Annotated in this window: 16 protein-coding genes; 8 read left to right on the top strand and 8 right to left on the bottom strand. The window is 60.1% G+C overall.

What is annotated here, in order from left to right; translation table 11 throughout:
* Positions 1 to 22: 22 nt before the first annotated feature.
* On the bottom strand, positions 23 to 418 hold the full coding sequence (locus B2A78_RS02925) for a PIN domain nuclease (RefSeq protein ID WP_077728413.1): 396 nt from the start codon (positions 416 to 418) through the stop codon (positions 23 to 25).
* On the bottom strand, positions 418 to 627 hold the full coding sequence (locus B2A78_RS02920; protein ID WP_077728412.1) for a type II toxin-antitoxin system VapB family antitoxin: 210 nt from the start codon (positions 625 to 627) through the stop codon (positions 418 to 420). Before B2A78_RS02920 ends, B2A78_RS02925 begins: the two co-directional genes overlap by 1 nt.
* Before the next feature lie 245 nt (positions 628 to 872).
* Between B2A78_RS02920 and B2A78_RS02915 the strand changes: the two genes are divergently transcribed.
* The 4 genes from B2A78_RS02915 (at position 873) to dhaK (ending at position 7,236) form a co-directional block, all read left to right on the top strand.
* The gene (locus B2A78_RS02915) at positions 873 to 1,220 is read left to right on the top strand and encodes a hypothetical protein (RefSeq protein ID WP_240502383.1); all 348 of its coding nucleotides are present in this window, start codon (positions 873 to 875) and stop codon (positions 1,218 to 1,220) included.
* A gap of 210 nt (positions 1,221 to 1,430) precedes the next feature.
* Positions 1,431 to 2,705, top strand: coding sequence for an efflux RND transporter periplasmic adaptor subunit (locus tag B2A78_RS02910; RefSeq protein ID WP_240502382.1), 1,275 nt, complete (start codon positions 1,431 to 1,433; stop codon positions 2,703 to 2,705).
* Positions 2,686 to 6,060 carry an efflux RND transporter permease subunit gene (locus B2A78_RS02905; RefSeq protein WP_077728409.1) on the top strand — a complete coding sequence of 1,125 codons (3,375 nt, stop codon included), beginning with the start codon at positions 2,686 to 2,688 and terminating at the stop codon, positions 6,058 to 6,060. Before B2A78_RS02910 ends, B2A78_RS02905 begins: the two co-directional genes overlap by 20 nt.
* A gap of 186 nt (positions 6,061 to 6,246) precedes the next feature.
* Positions 6,247 to 7,236 carry a dihydroxyacetone kinase subunit DhaK gene (gene dhaK / locus B2A78_RS02900; RefSeq protein ID WP_077728408.1) on the top strand — a complete coding sequence of 330 codons (990 nt, stop codon included), beginning with the start codon at positions 6,247 to 6,249 and terminating at the stop codon, positions 7,234 to 7,236.
* Positions 7,237 to 7,867: 631 nt separating this feature from the next.
* On the opposite strand, the gene dhaL is transcribed toward dhaK, so the two are convergent.
* Positions 7,868 to 8,506, bottom strand: a complete 639-nt coding sequence (dhaL, locus tag B2A78_RS02885; protein WP_077728405.1) for a dihydroxyacetone kinase subunit DhaL — start codon at positions 8,504 to 8,506, stop codon at positions 7,868 to 7,870.
* 119 nt (positions 8,507 to 8,625) lie between these two features.
* On the opposite strand from dhaL, the gene B2A78_RS02880 reads away from it, so the two are divergent.
* Both B2A78_RS02880 and B2A78_RS02875 read left to right on the top strand, forming a co-directional pair.
* The gene (locus tag B2A78_RS02880; protein WP_077728404.1) at positions 8,626 to 9,417 is read left to right on the top strand and encodes an HAD-IIA family hydrolase; all 792 of its coding nucleotides are present in this window, start codon (positions 8,626 to 8,628) and stop codon (positions 9,415 to 9,417) included.
* Positions 9,418 to 9,566: 149 nt separating this feature from the next.
* Complete coding sequence (locus tag B2A78_RS02875) at positions 9,567 to 10,205, top strand: transaldolase family protein (RefSeq protein ID WP_077728403.1); 639 nt, start codon at positions 9,567 to 9,569, stop codon at positions 10,203 to 10,205.
* Positions 10,206 to 10,229: 24 nt separating this feature from the next.
* On the opposite strand, the gene B2A78_RS02870 is transcribed toward B2A78_RS02875, so the two are convergent.
* Both B2A78_RS02870 and uvrB read right to left on the bottom strand, forming a co-directional pair.
* Complete coding sequence (locus B2A78_RS02870; protein WP_143735050.1) at positions 10,230 to 10,418, bottom strand: hypothetical protein; 189 nt, start codon at positions 10,416 to 10,418, stop codon at positions 10,230 to 10,232.
* A gap of 116 nt (positions 10,419 to 10,534) precedes the next feature.
* Positions 10,535 to 12,589: an excinuclease ABC subunit UvrB gene (gene uvrB / locus B2A78_RS02865; RefSeq protein ID WP_077728540.1), complete on the bottom strand. Its 2,055-nt coding sequence runs from the start codon at positions 12,587 to 12,589 to the stop codon at positions 10,535 to 10,537.
* Positions 12,590 to 12,639: 50 nt separating this feature from the next.
* Here uvrB and B2A78_RS02860 point away from each other — a divergent pair, with 50 nt between their 5' ends.
* Both B2A78_RS02860 and B2A78_RS02855 read left to right on the top strand, forming a co-directional pair.
* Complete coding sequence (locus B2A78_RS02860; protein WP_077728401.1) at positions 12,640 to 13,824, top strand: pyridoxal phosphate-dependent aminotransferase; 1,185 nt, start codon at positions 12,640 to 12,642, stop codon at positions 13,822 to 13,824.
* Between the two features lie 256 nt (positions 13,825 to 14,080).
* The gene (locus B2A78_RS02855) at positions 14,081 to 16,447 is read left to right on the top strand and encodes a PAS domain S-box protein (RefSeq protein ID WP_168175326.1); all 2,367 of its coding nucleotides are present in this window, start codon (positions 14,081 to 14,083) and stop codon (positions 16,445 to 16,447) included.
* Positions 16,448 to 16,468: 21 nt separating this feature from the next.
* On the opposite strand, the gene B2A78_RS02850 is transcribed toward B2A78_RS02855, so the two are convergent.
* The 3 genes from B2A78_RS02850 to B2A78_RS02840 all read right to left on the bottom strand — a co-directional run bounded on the left by B2A78_RS02850 (position 16,469) and on the right by B2A78_RS02840 (position 20,248).
* On the bottom strand, positions 16,469 to 16,837 hold the full coding sequence (locus tag B2A78_RS02850; RefSeq protein ID WP_077728399.1) for a hypothetical protein: 369 nt from the start codon (positions 16,835 to 16,837) through the stop codon (positions 16,469 to 16,471).
* Positions 16,838 to 17,030: 193 nt separating this feature from the next.
* On the bottom strand, positions 17,031 to 19,508 hold the full coding sequence (locus B2A78_RS02845) for an SAM-dependent methyltransferase (RefSeq protein WP_077728398.1): 2,478 nt from the start codon (positions 19,506 to 19,508) through the stop codon (positions 17,031 to 17,033).
* Positions 19,509 to 19,510: 2 nt separating this feature from the next.
* Positions 19,511 to 20,248, bottom strand: a complete 738-nt coding sequence (locus tag B2A78_RS02840; protein ID WP_077728397.1) for a protein-L-isoaspartate(D-aspartate) O-methyltransferase — start codon at positions 20,246 to 20,248, stop codon at positions 19,511 to 19,513.
* Positions 20,249 to 20,307: the final 59 nt, after the last annotated feature.

Raw genomic sequence — 20,307 nt, 5'->3', positions numbered from 1 at the left:
TCAGTATTTTGCGTCGCGTTTTTCAGATCGCGATCAAGCGCAAGGGAAAACATTGGCTGATAGCTTGGAAATCGCGATCTTTGCAGAGTAGTGGCAGGTTGTCGCGCAGGCAGAGTCGCGCGATCACACAATCGATCGTCGATCGAATGGTATAGCCCTTGGCGCGGCAAGCCCGGTAAATCCTTGCGGCCTCGATATAATCCGACTGCGCAGGCTCTTTGACGTAGTCGAACGCTTCCAACAAACCGGAAATTTTGACCGCTTCGGATTCGGTGCGCAGGCCGAGCAGGATTTCCGTCCATACTACACCCGGAAGCGCGATAGGTTCGGCATCGGCTAGCGCCTGCGACAGCCGATCCGCTTCCGCTGAGGCATGGCCGTTGAAATAGTCGATCCAAACCGAGGTATCGACGAGCATCAGTCTTCTTCGAGGTTCGGTCTGGCGCGTAACTGATCGAGGTCACCCTGCCACGGGACCTGACCGCGCAAGGCCAGCAGTTGCCGGCGTTTGAGCGTTTTGACGAACTCGGTCAGAGCGGCTTGGATAGCGGCTTTTTTGGTCGGGAAGCGGCCCAACTGCACTACCTGATCAAGCAGGTTTTCATCCAAATCGACATGCGTTCTCATGGGATTAAAATCCTATTTTCAATGCACATAATTTTGTCAGCACTATGTGCATAATTCAACGAACGGATTCCCGCGCTTCTGCGGCCCGCGTAAAGCGGAACACACGGACTCACTATTTGCCGTACCAATAAAAATGAGTGACCGGAGTACGGGTTTTGGGGCGGTCAAACGTCTTATATGGAATGGCTGCGGCAAATTGCCTTTGGCCGAGTCTTTGGTTTTGCTGTTCCCTTCAGGAGTAATCCGTGAAACGACGCACACTGACTGCCGCCCTTGTCATGCTGATTGTTGCGCTGGAGATCCATGCCGGTACTCTCGCCGACGGCAAATGGAGTCCGGCAAGTTGCGGAACGCGGCCGGCCGTGCCGGAGATCGATTCCCGCAGCGTCGACGCCTACAACCGCAGTCTCAAGGTGGCGAGAGACTGGCAGCAAAAGGCGCAAGCCTACAACGACTGCATCGTCAAGGAAGCCAATGCAGACAACTCGGTCATCGCCGAGACGGCAAACGATGAACAGGCACGCTTCCGCGCCGAGGTCGAACAGCTCGGTGCCGTGGCGACGGCCGCCAAGGCCAAGCTGGATAGCCGATGACACGGATGGCTGAAACGCCCCCCGGCTTTTTGGGTGCCGATACACGCCGGACCGGTCTTGCGATGGCCGGTTTTTTGATTGTGATGGGCCCGTCTCGGCAGGGCTTTGGCCGCTCCGCCGGGATGGGCTTAGGCCCACGCACCAAACGGGGCAGGTGAACTGCCGGTGAGTCTTGGAGAGGCATGAGGCTGGTGACTTTGGACGTTGGACTTGAGGCCGAACCGAGAGCGTGCGCCGGGTGCCCGCCCGAGCAGCGAGATAGGCGTCGAAGCTTGGGGCTTTCCCTCCGGCGTAGTTAACGTCCAGATGAAAATCCTCCTCCCCATTCTCGTGTTGCTGACCGGCGCGGTCGGCGCTTATGCCATCGTATCCCACCGGCCGGCGCTGGAAACCCAGCCCGCCAAAGCGGAACCGCCGCTGGTCTCGGTCGTTCGTGCCGAGCCGCAGACCGTTCGGTTGAACGTGCGTTCACAAGGTGTCGTCATGCCCCGCAACGAAATCGACTGGGTCGCGGAGGTGGCGGGCAAGGTGATCCGGTTGAATCCCGATTTCGTCGCCGGCGGGTTCTTCGAGATGGGCGAGGAACTCGTGGGCCTCGACCCCCGCGACTACGATCAGGCCGTCCTCGCCGCCGAAGCCCAGCTTGCGGAGGCTAAGCGTCGGCTCGCCCAGGAGGAAGCCGAAGCGGAACAGGCTCGAAGCGAATGGCAGGCTCTCGGCGAAGGACAGCCCTCGCCGCTCATCCTGCACGAGCCGCAACTGGCCGAAGCGCGGGCCAAGCTGAAAGCCGCCGAAGCCGATTTGGTCAAGGCTCGCGTGCAGCGGAGCCGGTGTGAACTGCACGCGCCGTTCGCAGGTCGGGTATTGGCCAAGTACGTGGGACTCGGCCAATACGTGCAGCCCGGCGAAAAACTGGCGCGGGTCTATGCCACCGATGTGGCCGAGGTGCGCTTGCCGGTTTCGACCGATCAACTGGCATACCTCGATCTGGACCTGGGCCGGCGCAACGGCCATCGCGACGAAGGCCCCAGGGTTATTTTGACGGCGGATCTCGGGAACGTCGAACAGCGCTGGGAGGGGCGCATCGTGCGCAGCGAGGCGCAAGTCGACGACGCGACCGGCCTCTTGCATCTCGTGGCGGAAGTTCGGGAGCCGTATGCGCAAAAACATCCCCAACCCTTGCTGACCGGTTTGTTCGTCAAGGCTGAGATCGATGGCAGGGAACAGTCCGGGGTTTTCGTGCTGCCGCCCGGCGCCGTCAATGCGGCTCAGGAAGCGCTGGTGGTGGACGCCGAGCGGCACCTCCATATCCGCCGCCTCGCGGTGCTGCGCACCGAAGCCGATCGGGTCTTGATCGGCGGCGGACTGGCTGCCGGGGAGAAGGTGGTCATCGGCGGCGTGCAGGTGCCCGTGGAGGGAATGCTCGTGAGACTCGAGGCTGGAGACTTGGGGCCGGAGGAAAGGAATGACCGTGCCTCCAATTGATAGCTCTCAAGCCTACAGCCTCAAGTCTCAAACCTTTTCCTCGGGTCTCGTCGGTTGGTTCGCTTCCAACCCGGTCGCCGCCAATCTCTTGATGCTGCTGATCCTGTTCGGCGGAATCGGCAGCCTGATCGTCATGGACAAGGAGGTGTTTCCACGCTTTCTCCCCCACCAAATCGAAATCAAGGCGATCTATCCTGGTGCCGGGCCCTTGGAGATCGAGGAATCGGTGTGCATCCGCATCGAAGAGGCGGTTTACGATCTGCCGGGCGTCAAGCGGCTCAAGTCGGAGATCAGCGAGGGCGAATGTAGGGTGAATGTGGTGGTTCTGCCGGGTCACGACAAAGACCGGGTGATGAACGCCGTGCGCGGGCGGGTCCAGTCCATTCAGCGACTGCCGAAGACTCTCGAAAAGATCGAGGTGCAGCCGGCTTACCGGGAGGGCGACGACGGCGTCATCTGGGTGGCGCTGCACGGTCCCACCGATCCGCTCATCCTCAAGCGGCTCGGCGAACGTATCCAGGGCGATCTGGCGCGGTTACCCGGCGTCACCCGCGCCCTCAATTACTACGACGTGCCTTACGAAATCGCCATCGAGGTTTCTTCGGAACGGCTGCGGCAACACCGGTTGTCCCTGCACGATGTTGCCGACGCGGTCCGACGGACTTCGGTGGACCTGCCCGGCGGCATGGTGAAGAGCCCGGCCGGTGAACTGTTGCTGCGGGTCAAGGGCAAAGCCCGAGAGGGAGCTTCGATCGGGGATCTGGTGCTCAAAACCCATCCGGACGGCAGCCGGGTGCTGCTCCGCGACGTAGCCACCGTCACTGACGGCCTGGAAGAACGCCTCTCGGCATGGCGCCACAACGGCGAGACGGCTCAGGGCTGGGAAATCCACGCCGAGCATGACACGGTCGAGGTCGCCCGCCGGGTCAAGGCCTATGTGGAGGAGATGAGTGCCCGGCTGCCGGAACGGCTCTCGATGATTACCTGGTGGGACGATTCCCAAGCCTACGACGAGCGCATCCGGACTCTCATCGAGGACGGCCTCTGCGGTTTCGTTCTGGTGTGCGCCGTGCTGAGCCTATTTCTGCGATTCAAGGTGGCTTTGTGGGCCGGCGCGGGGATTCTCACCTCGGTGTTCGGCGCGCTCTGGCTGATGCCGATGCTGGGCATCTCGCTCAATATGCTGTCCCTGTTCGGTTTTCTGCTCGCCATGGGTATTCTGGTGGACGACGCCATCATCGTCGGGGATGCGGTGCATAAGGAACAGACTCTAGACTCTAGGCCAGAGTCCCTAGGCCATAGGCTGAAGGCTCAAGAAGAGGCGCTAGGCTCTAGACCTCAGACGCTGGAAAATCAAGACCTAGAGTCTAGAGCCTATAGCCTCGCCTGTGCCATTCGCGGCGCGGAAAGCGTCGCCCAGCCGGTGATTCTGGCGGTGTTGACCACCCTGGTTGCCTTCCTGCCCGGCCTGTTCCTGCCCGGCTGGGCGGGGGAGATGATGCGGCCGATCTGCCTGGTGATGATTCTCACGCTGGTATTTTCTTTGATCGAGGCGCTATTGATCTTGCCTGCGCATTTGGCCGCTCCCTCAAGACCCGGCCCATATGTCTCTCGCTTGGAGAGATTGCGTATCAGGCTCAACCGCGGTTTGGAGGATTTCGTCCGGCGGATTTACGGCCCCTTTCTGGAAAAAGCCTTGGCATGGCGCTATCTCACCGTTGCCGCTTTCGCCGTATTGCTGATGCTGGGCGCCGCGCTGGTGGCCGGCGGCCATATCCGGTTGTCGCTGCAGGCGGATGTCACCAAGGACAGTTTCTGGGTCAATCTGAAGTTACCGCAGGATGCGCCCTATAGTGAAACCCTCCGGGCGGCGGAAAAAGTGGAGCGGGCTTTGCTGGAGTTGCGGGATGAACTGGATCAGGCTGGAGGAAAAGGCAGAGAGAAAACAGCAGCACTATCTTCCTCAAGTCTCCAGCCTCAGGTCTCAAGCCTGGAGCCAGCCTCGGTAATCGTCGGTCTGGAGACGCTGGTGTGGGAGCACGGCGCCGGATTCTGGACCGAGCTTTCGCCGGAAGGACGGCAACGCATCGTGGTCGAGGATTTCATCCGGGAATGGCGCCGGCGCATCGGCGACATCGGGCGCGCGAAAATCGATTTTCTCTACAAGGAAGGCGATGTTCCCTACGATATCGAGCTCGACCTCGGGGCGCCCGATCCGTCGCTGCTGACCGCGGCGGCCGAACAGCTCAAGCGCAAACTGGCCGCATATCCCGGCGTGTACGACGTGGTGGACTCCGCCGAACCCGGCAAACCCGAGATCCGCCTTCGCGTGAAGCCTGAAGCGGAACGCTTGGGGCTGCGGCTGGAAGACGTCGCCGAGCAGACGCGGCACGGCTACTACGGCGACGAAGTTCATCGGCTGCAACGAGGGCGCAGCGAAGTCAAAGTCATGGTGCGCCTGCCCCGGAGCGAGCGGCAGTCCTTGGACGATCTGCATAATCTGCCGATCCGCCTGCCCAACGGAGCACAAGCGCCGCTTCGGACCCTCGCCGAGATCGACCTCGTGCCCGGCTACGCCAAGCTGGCCCGGCAGGATCGGCAGCGTGTGCTGAAAGTGCAAGCGCGGGTCGATCCCAAGTCGGCGGACCTCAATGCGATCTATGCCGATCTGGAAGCAGCGGAAATTCCCCGTTTGAAACAGCAGTTCCCGGGGCTGGACGTAGGCCTGGGCGAGGAGCGAATCGAGCAGGAGGCGTCCGTTCATGCTCTCGCTTTCTACACCCTGATCGCCCTGGTGGTGATCTACGCCCTGATCGCCGTGCCGTTCCGCTCCTATGTCATTCCGCTGATTTTTCTGCTGGCCGCGCCCGTCGCCTGGTGCGGCGCGGTTTTCGCCCACTGGCTGGCGGGTTTGCCTTTATCCATGGAATCCCTGGTGGGCATGATCGCCGCCAGCGGCGTGGTAGTGAACGACAGTTTGGTGCTGCTCGACTACATCAAGGAACATGAGGCTACAGGCCCTAGGCTCGTAGCTCTAGGCGAAGAAAGGGAGCAAGACTCGCCGATAAATGCTGGCTACAGCCTAGAGCCTAAAGCCTATAACCTCATTCTCGAGGCCTGCACCGTCCGCTTCCGCCCGATTCTGCTGGCGTTTCTCACGACCTTCGCCGGTTTTCTGCCGACTCTGCTGGAGACCAGCCAGCAAGCCCAATTTCTGGTCCCGATGACCTTGTCGCTGGCCGCCGGGCTGTTGTTCGGCATGGGGGCCAGCCTGATACTCACGCCGGTCTGTTACGCCATTTTGGGGCAGTCGCGGCAGGTTGCGGCCTCTAGCACGGTTCCTACCGGGGTATAGCTGTGTCGGCAAAGGATTGCCGACCTACGAAAGGGCGTCGCTAAGTAGGTCGGCAATCCTTTGCCGACATGCGCTTATTCAGACAAAGCTTGACCCGAGGAGGGCCCGATGGTTTGCTTTCAGGCACGCTATCCAGGCCCGCGGGCCGCTTCAGTTAACGAGTTATCGAACGTCTTAGGGAATCCCATGAAGAAATTCATCAACACTGTCGAGAGTTTGCTGGATGAAAGCGGGCGCGGCTTTGCGCTGGCGCATGCCGATATCGTTCGCTTCAATCCGGAACCCCGCTATATGGTCCGCATCGCGCCGCGCGTACCGGGCAAGGTGGCGCTGATTTCGGGCGGCGGTTCCGGGCACGAGCCCTTGCACACTGGTTTCGTCGGTTTAGGCATGCTGGACGCGGCCTGTCCGGGACAGGTATTCACCTCGCCCACGCCCGATCAGATGCTCGCCGCCGCGGAGGCCACGGAAAACGGCGGCGGCGTATTGTTCATCGTCAAGAATTACGCCGGTGATGTGATGAATTTCGAGATCGCGGCGGAAATGCTCGACTGCCCCCACGAGACCGTACTGGTGCACGACGATGTCTCCATCCCCGAGCACCAGGGCATGGGCCGGCGCGGAGTGGCGGGCACGACTATCGTCGAAAAGATCGTGGGCGCGGCGGCGGAAGCCGGCATGGATCTCGCCAGGTGCAAGGCGCTGGGAGAGCGGGTCGTGCGGGCGACGGCATCCATGGGCGTGGCGCTGACCAGTTGTACCGTTCCGGCCCTGGGCAAGCCCACCTTCGAGATCGCCGACAATGAAATGGAAATGGGCGTGGGCATACACGGGGAGAAGGGCAGGGAGCGCATGGCTCTGGCCAGCGCTTCGGAAATCGTCGAGCACCTGACGCAAGCCATCGACGGCGAGCTGAAACCCGCCAAAGGCCAGCCGGCCCTGCTGCACGTCAACGGCTTCGGCGCGACGCCGTTGATGGAGCTTTATCTGGTCTACGATCTGGCTCGCCAGTTCTGGGATCAGCGCGGAGTGAGCATCGTCCGTTCGCTGGTCGGCAATTTCACCACGTCGCTGGACATGGCGGGCTGCTCCGTCACGCTGACTCTGCTGGACGAAGAGATGATCAGGCTGTGGGACACGCCGGTTCATACGGCGGCGCTGCGGTGGGGGTGTTGAGATCGTGTTAGGCCATTAGAGCGTTTTCATCTCGCTCGTACGGCAAAACAGGCTTGGCGAAAGTCGTTGGCGCCTTCGGCTCGGGTGAATTGATTCAAGCATTCGTAGGTCGACAATCCTTTGCCGACGAAGACGCTCGGCCGGGACGTGGTGTCGGGAAGGGCGGCTTCGGCGCTCCCGAAGACGCCGTTTGCGATTGGGAAGGATTCCCGACCTACTCGCGAGTGCCCGTACAGTAGGTATGAAAATGCTCTAGCCATTAAGACAATGGTCGATATAAGAAATCTCATCTCACACGCGCGCGAATATCGAGCGTTACATCCCCAAGTTAGTGATGACGAGCTACAAGCTGAGTTGCATCGATTTATCGACGAATTCAACTGGGGCTGTCACATTGAAAGTGCGGTTAGCCAGTTCGCAATTTTTTTGTGGCCGATCGCATTTTTCTGGAATCGTTTCGCTTCCTTGAAACATGATCGGATGATAAAGGCTGCACTAGAAATCAGCCGAAAGGAGCTATAGGTGAAACATGAAAAATGAATCCATTCTTCAAGCTTATCGCCGCTTCTCTCCAGCCTGATCATCATCGCAAAGGGATGACTGTGACGTTCACTTGGACGCTCCAAACGGTCTATTGCGAGCTCTTCGCCACCACGTCCCCGATCGCCCCAATCATTAACTGACTGGTCCTCGCCCCCGCATCGATATGGCCGCGGGCGCGTTCGCCGAGGAAGGAGGCTCGTCCCTTGGTGGCGACCATGTCGCGGGTCGATTCGCAGCCCGCCTCGGCTACGCGGTTGACCGTTTCCAAAGCTTGCGTCAATTCCCAAGACTCTCGCGCTGCCTGTCGCAAAGCGTTCGCCACTGGTATCAAGACGTCGAGCATGGTTTTTTCGCCCAAATCGGCCTTGCCCCGCTGTTTGACCGATTCGACGCCCTGGCTGAAGGCTTCGGCCAGATTGGGTAGGTTCATGTCCTTGTCCCGCATGGCCTTGCTCATGGACAGAAAGAACGTGCCGTAGAGCGAACCGGAAGCCCCGCCCACGCTGCTCATGAGGCTCATGCCGATTTTCTGGAAGGCGGCGGACCAATCCATTCGCCCGAGCTCTTCCGCCAACGCGTCCAATGCGGCCAGGCCCCGCTGCAGGTTCGCGATATGATCGCCATCGCCGATCGCCTGGTCGAGTTCGGTGACTTCTTCGGCGTGTTCGCGGATGACGGCATCGGCAGCCTGGATGTAGGCCTTGATTTGAGTGGTGCTTGCTGACATGGGACTACTCTTCGGGGTTGTTTACGGTTTTTGAAAAGCGGCCAAGTATCGACGAGCCGGCCATCAAAGGGTAATTTAGGCGCGCTTCGATCGGCAATCCATAATCGAGAATCGATCTCATGACACTCAACGACATTCGCGCCCTGATCATCGATATGGACGGCGTGCTCTGGGAGGGCGATCGCCCGATGCCCGGACTGGTGGAGTTTTTCGAGACCCTGCGGGCCCGTGACATCCGTTTCGTATTGGCCACAAACAACGCCAGCAACACGCCGGAGCAGTACGTCGCCAAGCTCGCCCGCATGGGCGTTGGCGTCGACCGGGAGCAGGTGATCGGTTCCGGCCTCGCCGCCGCGCTGTATCTCAAGCAGCACGCGCCGGCCGGTGCCAAGGTGTTCCCCATCGGCGAGGACGGCGTGTGCCGGGCTTTGCTCGAAAACGGCTTCCGCCTGGCGGAACTCTACGAAAAGGATGCCGATTACGTGGTCTGCGGCCTGGACCGAACCCTGTCGTGGGACAAGCTGGCCACCGCCACCCTGAACCTTCGCGCCGGGGCGAAATTTATCGGCACCAATCCCGACACCTCCCTGCCGACCGAGCATGGCATGACCCACGGCAACGGCGCGGTCTTGGCGGCCTTGCAAGCCGCCACGGGTATCGAACCCACCATCATCGGCAAGCCCGAGCCGATCATGTATCAACTGGCGATGGAGCGCTTGCAGGTGCCGCCCGAAGAAACCGTTGCCTTGGGCGATCGCCTGGACACCGACATCCTCGGTGCCGTGCGCGCAGGCATTCGGAGCATTTTGGTGCTTTCGGGCATTTCCACGCGGGCGCACTTGGCCGACCTCGATTATGCGCCGACCTGGGTGATGGAAGACATCCGCGAAGTCATCGGCGCGATTCAATAGAAAGCCAATCAGCACAGGCCGATGGCTGCGGTAGGTCGGCAATCCTTTGCCGACGAACCCTACGTCGGGAAAGGATTCCCGACCTACAACGGCCCAGCCGTAGGAAGGCAATCCTTTGCCGATAGATTTAACCTTATGAGGAGAACACGATGTCCCTGTTTCTGGATTCAGCCTTCCCCGCCGACGCACGCCAGGCGATGACGCTCGGCTTCGTCGCCGGGATAACGACCAATCCGACCTTGATGGCGAAAGTCGACCGCAAGCCGGAGGATGTGATCGCCGAATTGGCCGACATTTGCCCCGGTCCGGTTTTCTATCAGCTGACCGCGCCGACCGTGTCCGAACGCGAGGCCGAAGCGCGGCGTTTCCTGGCCTTGAGGTCCAACGTGGCGCTGAAGATCGGGATGACCACCGAAAATCTGGTGCTGGCCGCGAAGTTCGCCAAAGAAGGCGTCAAGGTCGGCATGACTGCCAGCTACAGTGCCGCGCAGACGTATCTCACCTGCGAGGCGGGCGTGGCGTATTCGATCGCCTATGTGAACCGCAGCACGCGTCTTCAAGGCGACGGCGCGGCGCTGGTTTCGGAGATGCGTGAGGTGGTCGATGCCTGCGACACGCCGACCACGATTCTGGTCGCGAGTCTGAAATCCGCGAGCGAAGTGGTGCAGGCTGTGGTCGCGGGCGCTCATCACGTCACCATTCCTTTGCCCCTATTACTCGAGATGGGCGATCATCCCCTGTCCGTTCAAGCCATCGAGGAATTCGGACGTGCGGTTCGCAATGCTTGAGGTCGCCGGCTTTCCGATATTCGATTACTCGGGGCGGCGGTCCCGGTTCTCCGGCGGAGCAGTCAGCGATTTCGCCAGCCGTTTGCAAGCCTTCAGTGCGACCTGGCGTAAGGCATAGGTCCTGGCGTAAGCGACCTTTCCGCTCGACCAGACCACGACACGGTATCCATCCAGAGTCCAATATAGCTCGATCGAGATGCTCGATTTGACCATGGAAATCAGCAACCAGAGTGCTGAGACGAAAGATAATGCCGGAAACTATGATTTGGATCGAATAACCCGAAACGCGTTTCTTTCTTACTGTCTTTGAGCGGCTTTTGAGCGTACGCCTATGCCCCGGAAAACACTTCCGCCTGAATCCGCCGAATTTCGTCGCGCAATCGTGCCGCTTCCTCGAATTCGAGTTCGCGGGCGTGGGTGTACATCTTTTCTTCGAGCTGCTTGATCAGCTTGGCGGCTTCCGCCGGTTTTACCGCGTGGTAGTCGGCGCCTTTCTCGGCCACTTTGGCCAGCTTCTTTTTCCCGGAACCCGTTTGTAAAGCGCCCGGTATCGGGACTTCCAGGATGTCCGTCACGCGCTTCGAGATGCCGGTCGGGGTGAGGCCGGTTCGCTTGTTGTAGTCGATCTGCTTGGCACGGCGGCGTTCGGTTTCTTCGATCGCTCGCTGGATCGAGCCGGTGACCGTGTCCGCATAGAGGATTGCCTTCCCGCGAAGGTTGCGGGCGGCACGGCCGATGGTCTGAATGAGCGAAACGGTAGACCGCAGGAAACCTTCCTTGTCGGCGTCGAGGATGGCGACCAGCGAGACTTCGGGGATGTCCAGTCCTTCCCGCAGCAGATTGATGCCCACGAGCACGTCGAACCGACCGAGCCGGAGGTCGCGGATGATCTCGACGCGCTCCACGGTTTCGACGTCGGAATGGAGGTAACGCACGGCGATGTCGTGCTCGAACAGATATTCGGTCAAATCTTCCGCCATGCGCTTGGTCAGCGTCGTGACCAGCACCCGTTCGCTGCGGGCGATGCGCTCGCGAATTTCCGAAAGCAGGTCTTCCACCTGGCTCAGGGCCGGGCGTATTTCAACCTCGGGGTCCACCAGGCCGGTAGGTCGCACCACCTGCTCGATGACCGCTCCGGAATGCTTGAGTTCGTACGGTCCCGGCGTCGCCGAAATGTAGATGCGCTGCGGCGAACGGGCCTCGAACTCCTCGAACTTGAGCGGCCGGTTATCCAGCGCGGAGGGCAGGCGGAAACCGTACTCGACCAGCGTCTCCTTGCGCGAGCGGTCGCCCCGGTACATGGCGCCGAGCTGCGGAATGGTGACGTGGCTCTCGTCGATCACCAGCAAGGCATCGGCCGGCAGGTAATCGAACAGGGTGGGCGGGGGTTCGCCCGGCGCGCGGCCGGAGAGATAGCGCGAATAGTTCTCGATGCCCGAGCAATAGCCGACTTCCAGCATGATTTCGAGATCGAACAGCGTGCGCTGCTCCAGCCGCTGGGCTTCGACCAGCTTGTTGAGCGAGCGCAGCTCCTCCAGCCGTACCTTGAGATCGGCCTTGATCTGGTCCACGGCTTCCATGATTTTTTCCCGCGGCGTGACGTAATGGGTCTTGGGATAGACCGTGTAGCGGGCGATGCGGGAGATGATCTCTCCTGTCAGTGGATCGAACAGCGATAGCCGTTCGATCTCGTCGTCGAACAACTCGATGCGCAGCGCTTCCTTTTCGGATTCCGCCGGAAACACGTCGATCACATCGCCCCGCACCCGGTAGGTGGCGCGGCGCAGCTCGGTTTCGTTGCGGGTGTATTGCAATTCGGCCAGGCGGCGCAGGATCGTCCGCTGATCGATCATGTCCCCGCGCACCAGATGCAGCACCATGCTGAAATAGGAGGCCGGCTCGCCCAAGCCGTAGATGGAGGACACGGTCGCCACGATGATCGTGTCGCGCCGTTCGATCAGCGCCTTGGTGGCCGACAGGCGCATCTGCTCGATATGCTCGTTGAGCGAGGCGTCCTTCTGGATATAGGTATCGGAAGCCGGGACGTACGCTTCTGGCTGATAGTAGTCGTAATAGGAAACGAAGTATTCCACGGAGTTTTCCGGGAAAAATTCCTTCATTTCCCCGTAAAGCTGGGCGGCCAGCGTCTTGTTCGGCGCCAGGATCAGCGTCGGGCGCTGCACGGCCTGAATGACATTGGCGACGGTGAAGGTTTTTCCGGAACCGGTGACGCCCAAGAGAGTCTGGTGTAACAAGCCGTCGCCGAGACCTTCGATCAGTTGCCGGATCGCTTCCGGTTGATCGCCGGACGGCTTGAACTGACTATGAAGATCGAAACTTTTTCCCCTGGTGGGATTCAGGGGCAAGGTTTCATCGAGTATCATTTTTTGCGGCATAAAGCCTGACCTATTTGACCAATCTTTAACTCGACACAATGAACATCAAACTTTCCGACCGCGTACAGTCGATCAAACCCTCACCTACCTTGGCCGTGACCGCGAGAGCGGCCGCCATGCGCGCCGCCGGCAAAGACATCGTGGGCCTCGGAGCCGGCGAGCCGGATTTCGATACCCCCGAGCATATCAAACAGGCTGCCATCAAGGCCATTCAGGACGGTTTCACCAAATATACGGCGGTCGACGGTACGCCCGGCCTCAAGAAGGCGGTGGTCGCAAAGTTCAAGCGGGAAAACGGGTTCGACTACGACGTCAAGCAAGTGTTGGTATCCTGCGGCGGCAAGCAGAGCTTTTACAATCTGGCGCAAGCGCTTTTGAATCCGGGCGACGAAGTCATCATTCCGGCGCCGTACTGGGTGTCCTACCCGGACATGGTGCTCTTGGCAGGCGCCGTCCCCGTCATTATCGACGCGCCGCAGTCGCAGAAGTTCAAAATCACGCCCGCCCAACTCAAGGCGGCGCTGACGCCGAAAACCCGGTTGTTCGTGATCAACAGCCCGTCCAACCCGACCGGCATGGCGTACAGCGAAGCGGAGCTTAAAGCCCTCGGCGAGGTGTTGAAAGACTATCCGGACGTGGTTGTCGCCACCGACGACATGTACGAGCACATCGTCTGGAAGGCCGGCAGCTTCTGCAATATTCTCAATGTCTGCCCGGAGCTGTACGACCGCACCGTGGTCTTGAACGGCGTATCCAAAGCCTATTCCATGACCGGCTGGCGTATCGGCTATGCGGCGGGACCCGCGAAGCTGATCGAGGCGATGACCAATATCCAGTCGCAAAGCACATCCAACCCCACGTCCATCTCTCAGGTGGCCGCAGAAATCGCTTTGACCGGCGATCAGTCCTTTATCGGCGAGATGGTCAAGGCCTTCAAGGAACGGCACGATTACGTGGTGAGCGAGTTGAACAGCATTCCCGGCGTATCCTGTCTCGAAACCGACGGGACCTTCTATGTCCTTCCCAATGTGCAGGGCGTGATCGACCGCATGCCGGGAATTTCCGACGACTTGGGCCTATCGGAGCATCTCATCGAGCACGGCGGCGTCGCCGTGGTTCCGGGCTCCGCTTTCGGCGCTCCGGGTCATGTGCGCCTCTCCATCGCCACCAGCATGGCCAATCTTCAGAAGGCCATGGAGCGGCTGAAGAGCGGTTTGACTTAAATCTTGGCTTTCGTGCCTTGGCCGCGGCAAGGATGCTGTTTCCAAGGCGCTAAACGTTCATTTTCTTGAACTCGGCGGATAGGCGGCTTAGCCGACTATCCGGGGTTCACTGGCGGGCGATGAGTGATGCGAGCGATTCGCCGGCCGAACCGTGTTAACATCGGGCCGACGATGCGGATTGCCCGGCATGGCCGCTGCCCGGGTGCGATATCCGCTAACCGGAATCTCGCCATTTGATGGAGACAGGATTCTCGTCATGGTTCACTCCAAGCTCTCGTCCGTATCGGCGTATGCCCTATCGTTCGGCGCAGCGGTTGCCGTAGCGCTGGCCATATTGCTCCTGCGCCCATCGTATCAAGGCGCGCCCATAGTGATGCCCTTTCTGCTGCCGGTGCTGATAGGCGCTCTTTACGGCGGATTCGGCCCAGGGCTGCTGGCCACGTTATCGGGCGCCGTGCTGGGTACTTATCTCGCGATAACTCCGGTTGGTTCGCCGAGGGGCGAGGGGGCTGACGAATGGATTCCGCTAGGCGCTTTTGTCGTAATGGGACTTGCCATCGTCCTACTGGTCCATTTATGGCGCACCGGGCTCGTGCGGCGCGAGTTGCAGGCGCGACAGCGATTGGAGGACGAGATTTTCAGACGCCAGCAGGCCGAAGAACAGCTCCGCGTCGAGCGCGATCGTTTTGTCGTGACCTTGACCAGCATCGGCGATGCGGCCGTCGTCACCGATACCGGGGGTCGTATAGAACTGTTCAATCCGACTGCGGAATCGCTGACCGGATGGATTCAGGATGAAGCGCGCGGCCAGCCGCTGGAGAACGTGTTTCGCGTCGTTAACGAGGAGACGCTCAATCCGATCGAAAACCCCGTCGAAAAGGTACTGAGAACCGGCGCCGTCGTCGGTCTCGCGAATCATACGGTGCTGATTGCGAGAAACGGACGGAAAATTCCGATCAGCGACAGCGCTGCGCCCATACGAGGCATGGACGGCCGGTTATTGGGCGTGATTCTGATTTTTCGGGATGTCACTGAAAGCCGCCGCGCGGAGGCTGCTCTCGCCGAATCGGAGGCGCTCTATCGTGCGATCGGCGAGTCGATCCCTTTCGGAGCCTGGATCTGCGAGCCGAACGGCGATATCCGCTACTTGAGCGATTCGTTCTTGAAAATGACCGGGATGACGCTGGACGAGTGCATACACGTCGGTTGGACCTCGCGTGTGCATCCGGAGGACCTGCAGCCCATCCTGGATCATTGGAGGTACTGCGTCAAAACCGGCTGCTTCTGGGATTACGAATATCGTATCCGGAGCGCGGAAGGCTCTTACCGACACATTTTGAGTCGCGGCGTCCCGATCCGGAACGCCGAAGGCAAGGTGACGGCCTGGGCGGGCATGAATCTCGACATTACCGAAATGAAAAAGCTACAGGATGAGCTGATCCGTAAGACCGAAGAGTTGACTGCCGCCGACCGGCAAAAGGATGAATTCTTGGCCACGCTGGCGCACGAAATGCGCAACCCGCTGGCGCCGATCATGAGCGCCGTACAGATCCTGCATCGAACCAGCGGCGACGGACCGCAGTACGCTTGGGCCAGAGATGTCATCGAGCGGCAGACGAAGCATCTCACCCGGCTGGTCGACGATTTGTTGGACGTGTCCCGCATCAGCCGCGGAAAGGTCACCTTGAACAAGCAGCCGCTGGAACTGGCCACCATCGTCAACCACGCCATGGAAACGAGCCGGCCGCTGATTCAGGCTCACGGCCACAGCATCAGCCTATCCCTGCCTTCCGAGCCGGTCTGGATCGAAGGCGACCAGATCCGAATCGCGCAAGTCGTATCGAATTTGCTCAACAATGCCGCCAAATATTCCGAGCCGAACAGACAGATTTGGCTGACGGCGGCAACGGAGAACGGACAAGCCGTCATCCGGGTGCGGGATGCAGGTGTCGGGATCAGTCCGGAGGTGTTGCCCCGCATTTTTGACCTTTTCGCCCAAGCCGACCGTTCTTTGGATCGTGCGAAAGGTGGGTTGGGCATCGGGCTCAGCCTTGTGAAACAATTGGTCGATTTGCACGGCGGCAGTGTCGAGGCAAAGAGCGAGGGTATCGGCAAGGGTTCCGAATTTATCGTCCGGTTGCCGTTGCTATCCGATAAGCCGGCGGAGCAATCGACAGCCAAGCCAGCGGACGATACCGATGCGGAAAAACGCGCTGCTCTGCGCGTGCTGGTGGTTGACGACAATGCGGATGCCGTCGAGGGATTGTCTTTGCTGCTCGAGTTGGAAGGATGCGAGGTCGAGCGGGCGCCGGATGGCCCTACAGCTCTCGCGGTTGCGCAGAGATTCGCCCCGGATGTGGTCTTGCTGGATATCGGGCTGCCCGTGATGGACGGCTGCGAAGTGGCGCAGAAGTTGCGCGCCATGCCTCAGATCCGGCAGGCCCTGTTGATCGCCATCAGTGGCTACGGCCAGGATCAGGACCGTTACCGCTGCCTCACGGCCGGTTTCGACCACCACTTCATCAAGCCGGTGAGGCTGGAGGACATCACCCGCGTGATTGCCGAGCATCGGCTGAGGAAGCCGGATACCGGGTCACAGTTCAAGACTTCGAGTTGCCAGTGATCGGATCGTGGACGACATCGGTCATGGCAGATATTTGATCAGCCGAGCCTGGATTCGCGTCATGGGAACCGTGTTGATCCCTCCCGCCTGATGTCCGCCGATGTTGCCGCCGGCAAACAATATGACCACATCGCCGTAATGGTAGGGCGGTCCGAAGAGGACGGCATCGGCACCGGCCGCTTTGGCTCGATCGACGATTGCGCCTACGGTCTCCCGGTCGGCACGGGCCGTAATCTCCGCGATTTCGATGAACGCCCTGTTTTCGGGCCAGGAATCCAGAATATCGATCTCGGCCGTGGGGGGATAGATCCGGCTGGTCAAGGGCTCCTCGCGTAATATCGGTGCGCAGCCGGCCAGCAATGACATGGCGATGACAAGCAGATACTTCATGACAGAACCTCGCGTCCTTGCGAAGCTTGGGCTTCGTATCGGCAAAACATGAATTCAATGAAAAAAACCGCCTCTCATCCTTGAAGCAAAGCGGCGGATACATTCCTATCCGAATCTTAGACGTGACGGAGACATTTGGGTTCCTGAGCGTGGCACGGGCCGGCCGAAACGTCGGAAAGCCGGTGCATCGATCTCAACCCCGATGGGGCCCCGCAAAACCCGCCAGTCCGTAAAGCGACAAGGCGGCGACCAATAGCCAGAACTGACCGACGTGAATGGCCAATACCGTGGCCAGAATGGCGGCGATGACCGATGCGCAGCCGTTGATTCCGAAAGCCCAGGGAATCAGCCGCTCCGCCTCGGCCGCCAGCCGCGAAAGCCCTAGCGGAAAAGGCATGCCCATAAAAAACGCCAACGGCGCGATAAGGGCGAGGACGACCGTCACTTTGATAGGGGCGGGAAGGGCGATGGATACATCAAACAGCGATGGTAGCGTTAAGAAATAAACTGCGGAGACGGCAATAATCGCTTTGGTAGCCCGAGAAATATGCATTCCGGCCTGTTGGGGCGTAATCCTCGCCGCATATCGGCTTCCCAGTCCGGCGAAGATCAGAAATCCTGCGAGTACCATCGCCACGGCATAGAGCGGATGACCCAGGTAAAGAATGAATTTCTGTATGTAAACGATTTCCGTAAACATGAATGCCAGGCCGATCGCGAAGAAATAGCCGAAAACCGGGGATCGTCGGCTATTTTTCAGCCCGCCGTCGCTCCGATGCATCAAGACCCCGAGCGGGGCCAGGATCAGCAAGGTACTGATGATCACTGATTGGAGCAGCGTTGCCAGCAGGATCGGATAGCCCATGTCGAGCAGCGAAAGTCCTCCCGACCCTTTCAGCTTGAAGGCTTCCGCTAGAAGCGGCCATTTGAAGAAGTGAAAGAAATACGGCCGGTCGTCGGTGGCTGGACGGACATCGAACTTGTAGCGCTCTGTAAACGATTCCCGTTCGGGACTCAGCAAGGCCGTCGCCGCTTCGAAGAAATAAGGTTCTTTCAACCGGTTGTGGAGATTGGCTTGCTGTGCTTCGATGCCGGGATAGTAGGCAAGGTCGAATGAGCGTTCGTCGCAGAACTGCCGCAGCGTGGCGATCTCCGGATCGGAAATTTCGCCGTTCTTGATCAACAGAGTGCTGGTCTGCCAGCCGCGGATCCAGATCAAGCGCCGTTCCGGCGCGCTCGCGCCGGCACGCGCCAAGGCATCGGCAGCGGTCGCGAACAGCTTGATCTCGTCACGGGGCGGCAGGCGGACCCAGCGGGTGATGGCCAGAAAACCTCCGGATCTCAGGTGCGCCAAATAGGCTTGCAGGGCCTCAACCGTATAGAGATAGCTTTCGTTCAGTGCATACGAACCCGCCGACGAGGTGTTGAAGGCGTCCAGCAAGGCAATTTGAATCAAATCGTAATGCTCCGCCGACGCGGCGACGAAACTCCTCGCCTCGGCCGCATGTACGCGAACCGAGGGCTGACCGTAAACCTGCCCGGCAAAATCGGCAACATCGCGGGATACCAGGTCGATCATTTGCGGATTGAGTTCCACGGCGTCGATGCGTTCCGCATCGTGATAGATCGCCTGAAGCACTTCGCTGCCCCCGCCCGCGCCCAAAACGAGGACTTTCGGCTTCCGGGGCAACAGGTGATACGGCAGGGCGGACGGCACGTAATCGAGAAAAGCGAGGCTGCCTCGGCTTCCATCCCAACGATTGATGGCGCTCATGCCTTCGCCGTCGGTAAACACCGCCAGTTGCTCCGGCACCGGAACCGGGCTGTTCAGGCTGAGCCCCGGCGCATGGCGGAACGGTACTTCGGGGCTGCGCACCACGCTGAGCAGCCCGAGCGGGCTGGAACGTTCCTCGATTCGCTCCGCTCCGGACACGCGCAATGCCTGGGAGAGGCTTTTGTATTCCACCGGCCGGAGTTCCGCACCGCTCCAGTGAACCAGAAGCCACAGAGCGGCAATCACCGCAACTAAAGGCGCGATCAGTTCGCGGGGACGCATTCCCAACGCAATCCAGGCCAAGGACGCGGCCGCAAATCCCGCTCCGCTCGCGAGGACCAGCGCATTCAACGGAAACACCAGGAACAGCAGAAGAACGACCGCCAAAGCGCCTGTTCCCGCTCCCGAGAGATCGGCCGCATAGGTGCGGCCTATCGTCGCTTTGTAGCGCTGGAAGGTCAGGCCGATGCAGTTGGCCGCGAAAAAGAAGGGCGGCGTCAGGATAAGGTAGATCAGAACGAGATGCCCCCATTCCCGCGGACTCCAAAGCACTTCCAGCGCATTGAAGGGCACTTGCTGCGCGGCCAGAAAGCACAATGTCGCGCTCAAGCCGAACAAAGCCGCGTTGAGAACGAATGCGGCACCGAAACGGGGCAACAAATATTCCCGTGCGAGCGTCAGGAACGTTCCGCTCGCGCCGTAGCCGAGCAGCGCCAAGCTGATCATCATGTAGGCAAAGTGATGCCATTGGATAACGGAAAAAAGCCGCATCAAGAGGATTTCATAGACCAGCGCCGCAGCCGAAATCAGCGAAACCGAGAGCAAGAGCAGCCGCGGCGGCGCTTCATGGCGCGCGCGCTCCTCGTCGCGGCGAGATTCGATCGCGGAATCGGCCATGTCTAATGAGCGCCCGTCAAAGGCACGAATTGCACCGGCACGATCTGCCGAGTCGAGATCTTGCCCTGTTCGCTCTTCTCGACGAGCACCAGATACTGCAGCAGGAATTGTCCGCCGACCGGTATGATCATGCGGCCGCCCGGCTTGAGCTGTTGCACCAGCGGCGGCGGAATTTGCGTGGGGGCGGCGGTGACGATGATGGCATCGAAAGGCGCGTGTTCCGGCCAGCCGTAATAGCCGTCGCCGGTCTTGGTCTCAACCTTGGCGTAGCCCAGCCGTTTCAGACGTTCCGTCGCCATTTGGGTCAATTCCGGCACAATCTCGATGGAGTAGACCCGCTCGGCCAATTCCGCCAGGACGGCCGCCTGATAGCCGGAACCGGTGCCGATTTCGAGCACCGTTTCATCCGGTTTGACGCGCAGCAGATCGGTCATCAGCGCCACGATGAAAGGCTGGGAAATGGTTTGTCCGTAACCGATGGGCAAAGGCCGGTTCGCATACGCGATACTGCGCAGATCCTCGCTCACGAACTCGTGCCGGGGAACCTTCCCCATGGCGGCCAGGACCTGGGCATCTAACTCGGTTTTGCCGATTTCGCTGCTGACCCAGCGGGTTTCGCTTCGGATTTCATCGATCAGAGCCTGGCGTTTGGCGGCATATTCGTCGGCGTGAGCCGCTGTGCCGAAGAGTCCGATGCACAGCAGCGCGACCGAGAATTTCAGACGGCGAGTGAAAGGCATCACTGAATCTCCTCCTGACGGATCCCCCGATCATACCGTTAGAGAGGGCTCGTGAGTCT

The sequence above is a fragment of the Methylocaldum sp. 14B genome, from assembly GCF_002005105.1.
GTDB lineage: Bacteria > Pseudomonadota > Gammaproteobacteria > Methylococcales > Methylococcaceae > Methylocaldum.
Note: the sequence above shows the minus strand (reverse complement) of the source record. Positions and strands in the feature narration are given on the sequence as shown.

What these genes read in the sequence shown, in the direction of transcription:
- B2A78_RS02860 (WP_077728401.1), top strand. Translation starts at nt 12,640, where the DNA reads ATGAACATCAAACTTTCCGACCGCGTACAGTCGATCAAACCCTCACCT.
- B2A78_RS02855 (WP_168175326.1), top strand. Translation starts at nt 14,081, where the DNA reads ATGGTTCACTCCAAGCTCTCGTCCGTATCGGCGTATGCCCTATCGTTC.
- B2A78_RS02875 (WP_077728403.1), top strand. Translation starts at nt 9,567, where the DNA reads ATGTCCCTGTTTCTGGATTCAGCCTTCCCCGCCGACGCACGCCAGGCG.
- B2A78_RS02880 (WP_077728404.1), top strand. Translation starts at nt 8,626, where the DNA reads ATGACACTCAACGACATTCGCGCCCTGATCATCGATATGGACGGCGTG.
- B2A78_RS02925 (WP_077728413.1), bottom strand. Translation starts at nt 418, where the DNA reads ATGCTCGTCGATACCTCGGTTTGGATCGACTATTTCAACGGCCATGCC.
- B2A78_RS02870 (WP_143735050.1), bottom strand. Translation starts at nt 10,418, where the DNA reads ATGGTCAAATCGAGCATCTCGATCGAGCTATATTGGACTCTGGATGGA.
- uvrB (WP_077728540.1), bottom strand. Translation starts at nt 12,589, where the DNA reads ATGATACTCGATGAAACCTTGCCCCTGAATCCCACCAGGGGAAAAAGT.
- B2A78_RS02850 (WP_077728399.1), bottom strand. Translation starts at nt 16,837, where the DNA reads ATGAAGTATCTGCTTGTCATCGCCATGTCATTGCTGGCCGGCTGCGCA.
- dhaL (WP_077728405.1), bottom strand. Translation starts at nt 8,506, where the DNA reads ATGTCAGCAAGCACCACTCAAATCAAGGCCTACATCCAGGCTGCCGAT.
- dhaK (WP_077728408.1), top strand. Translation starts at nt 6,247, where the DNA reads ATGAAGAAATTCATCAACACTGTCGAGAGTTTGCTGGATGAAAGCGGG.
- B2A78_RS02840 (WP_077728397.1), bottom strand. Translation starts at nt 20,248, where the DNA reads ATGCCTTTCACTCGCCGTCTGAAATTCTCGGTCGCGCTGCTGTGCATC.
- B2A78_RS02845 (WP_077728398.1), bottom strand. Translation starts at nt 19,508, where the DNA reads ATGGCCGATTCCGCGATCGAATCTCGCCGCGACGAGGAGCGCGCGCGC.
- B2A78_RS02905 (WP_077728409.1), top strand. Translation starts at nt 2,686, where the DNA reads ATGACCGTGCCTCCAATTGATAGCTCTCAAGCCTACAGCCTCAAGTCT.
- B2A78_RS02920 (WP_077728412.1), bottom strand. Translation starts at nt 627, where the DNA reads ATGAGAACGCATGTCGATTTGGATGAAAACCTGCTTGATCAGGTAGTG.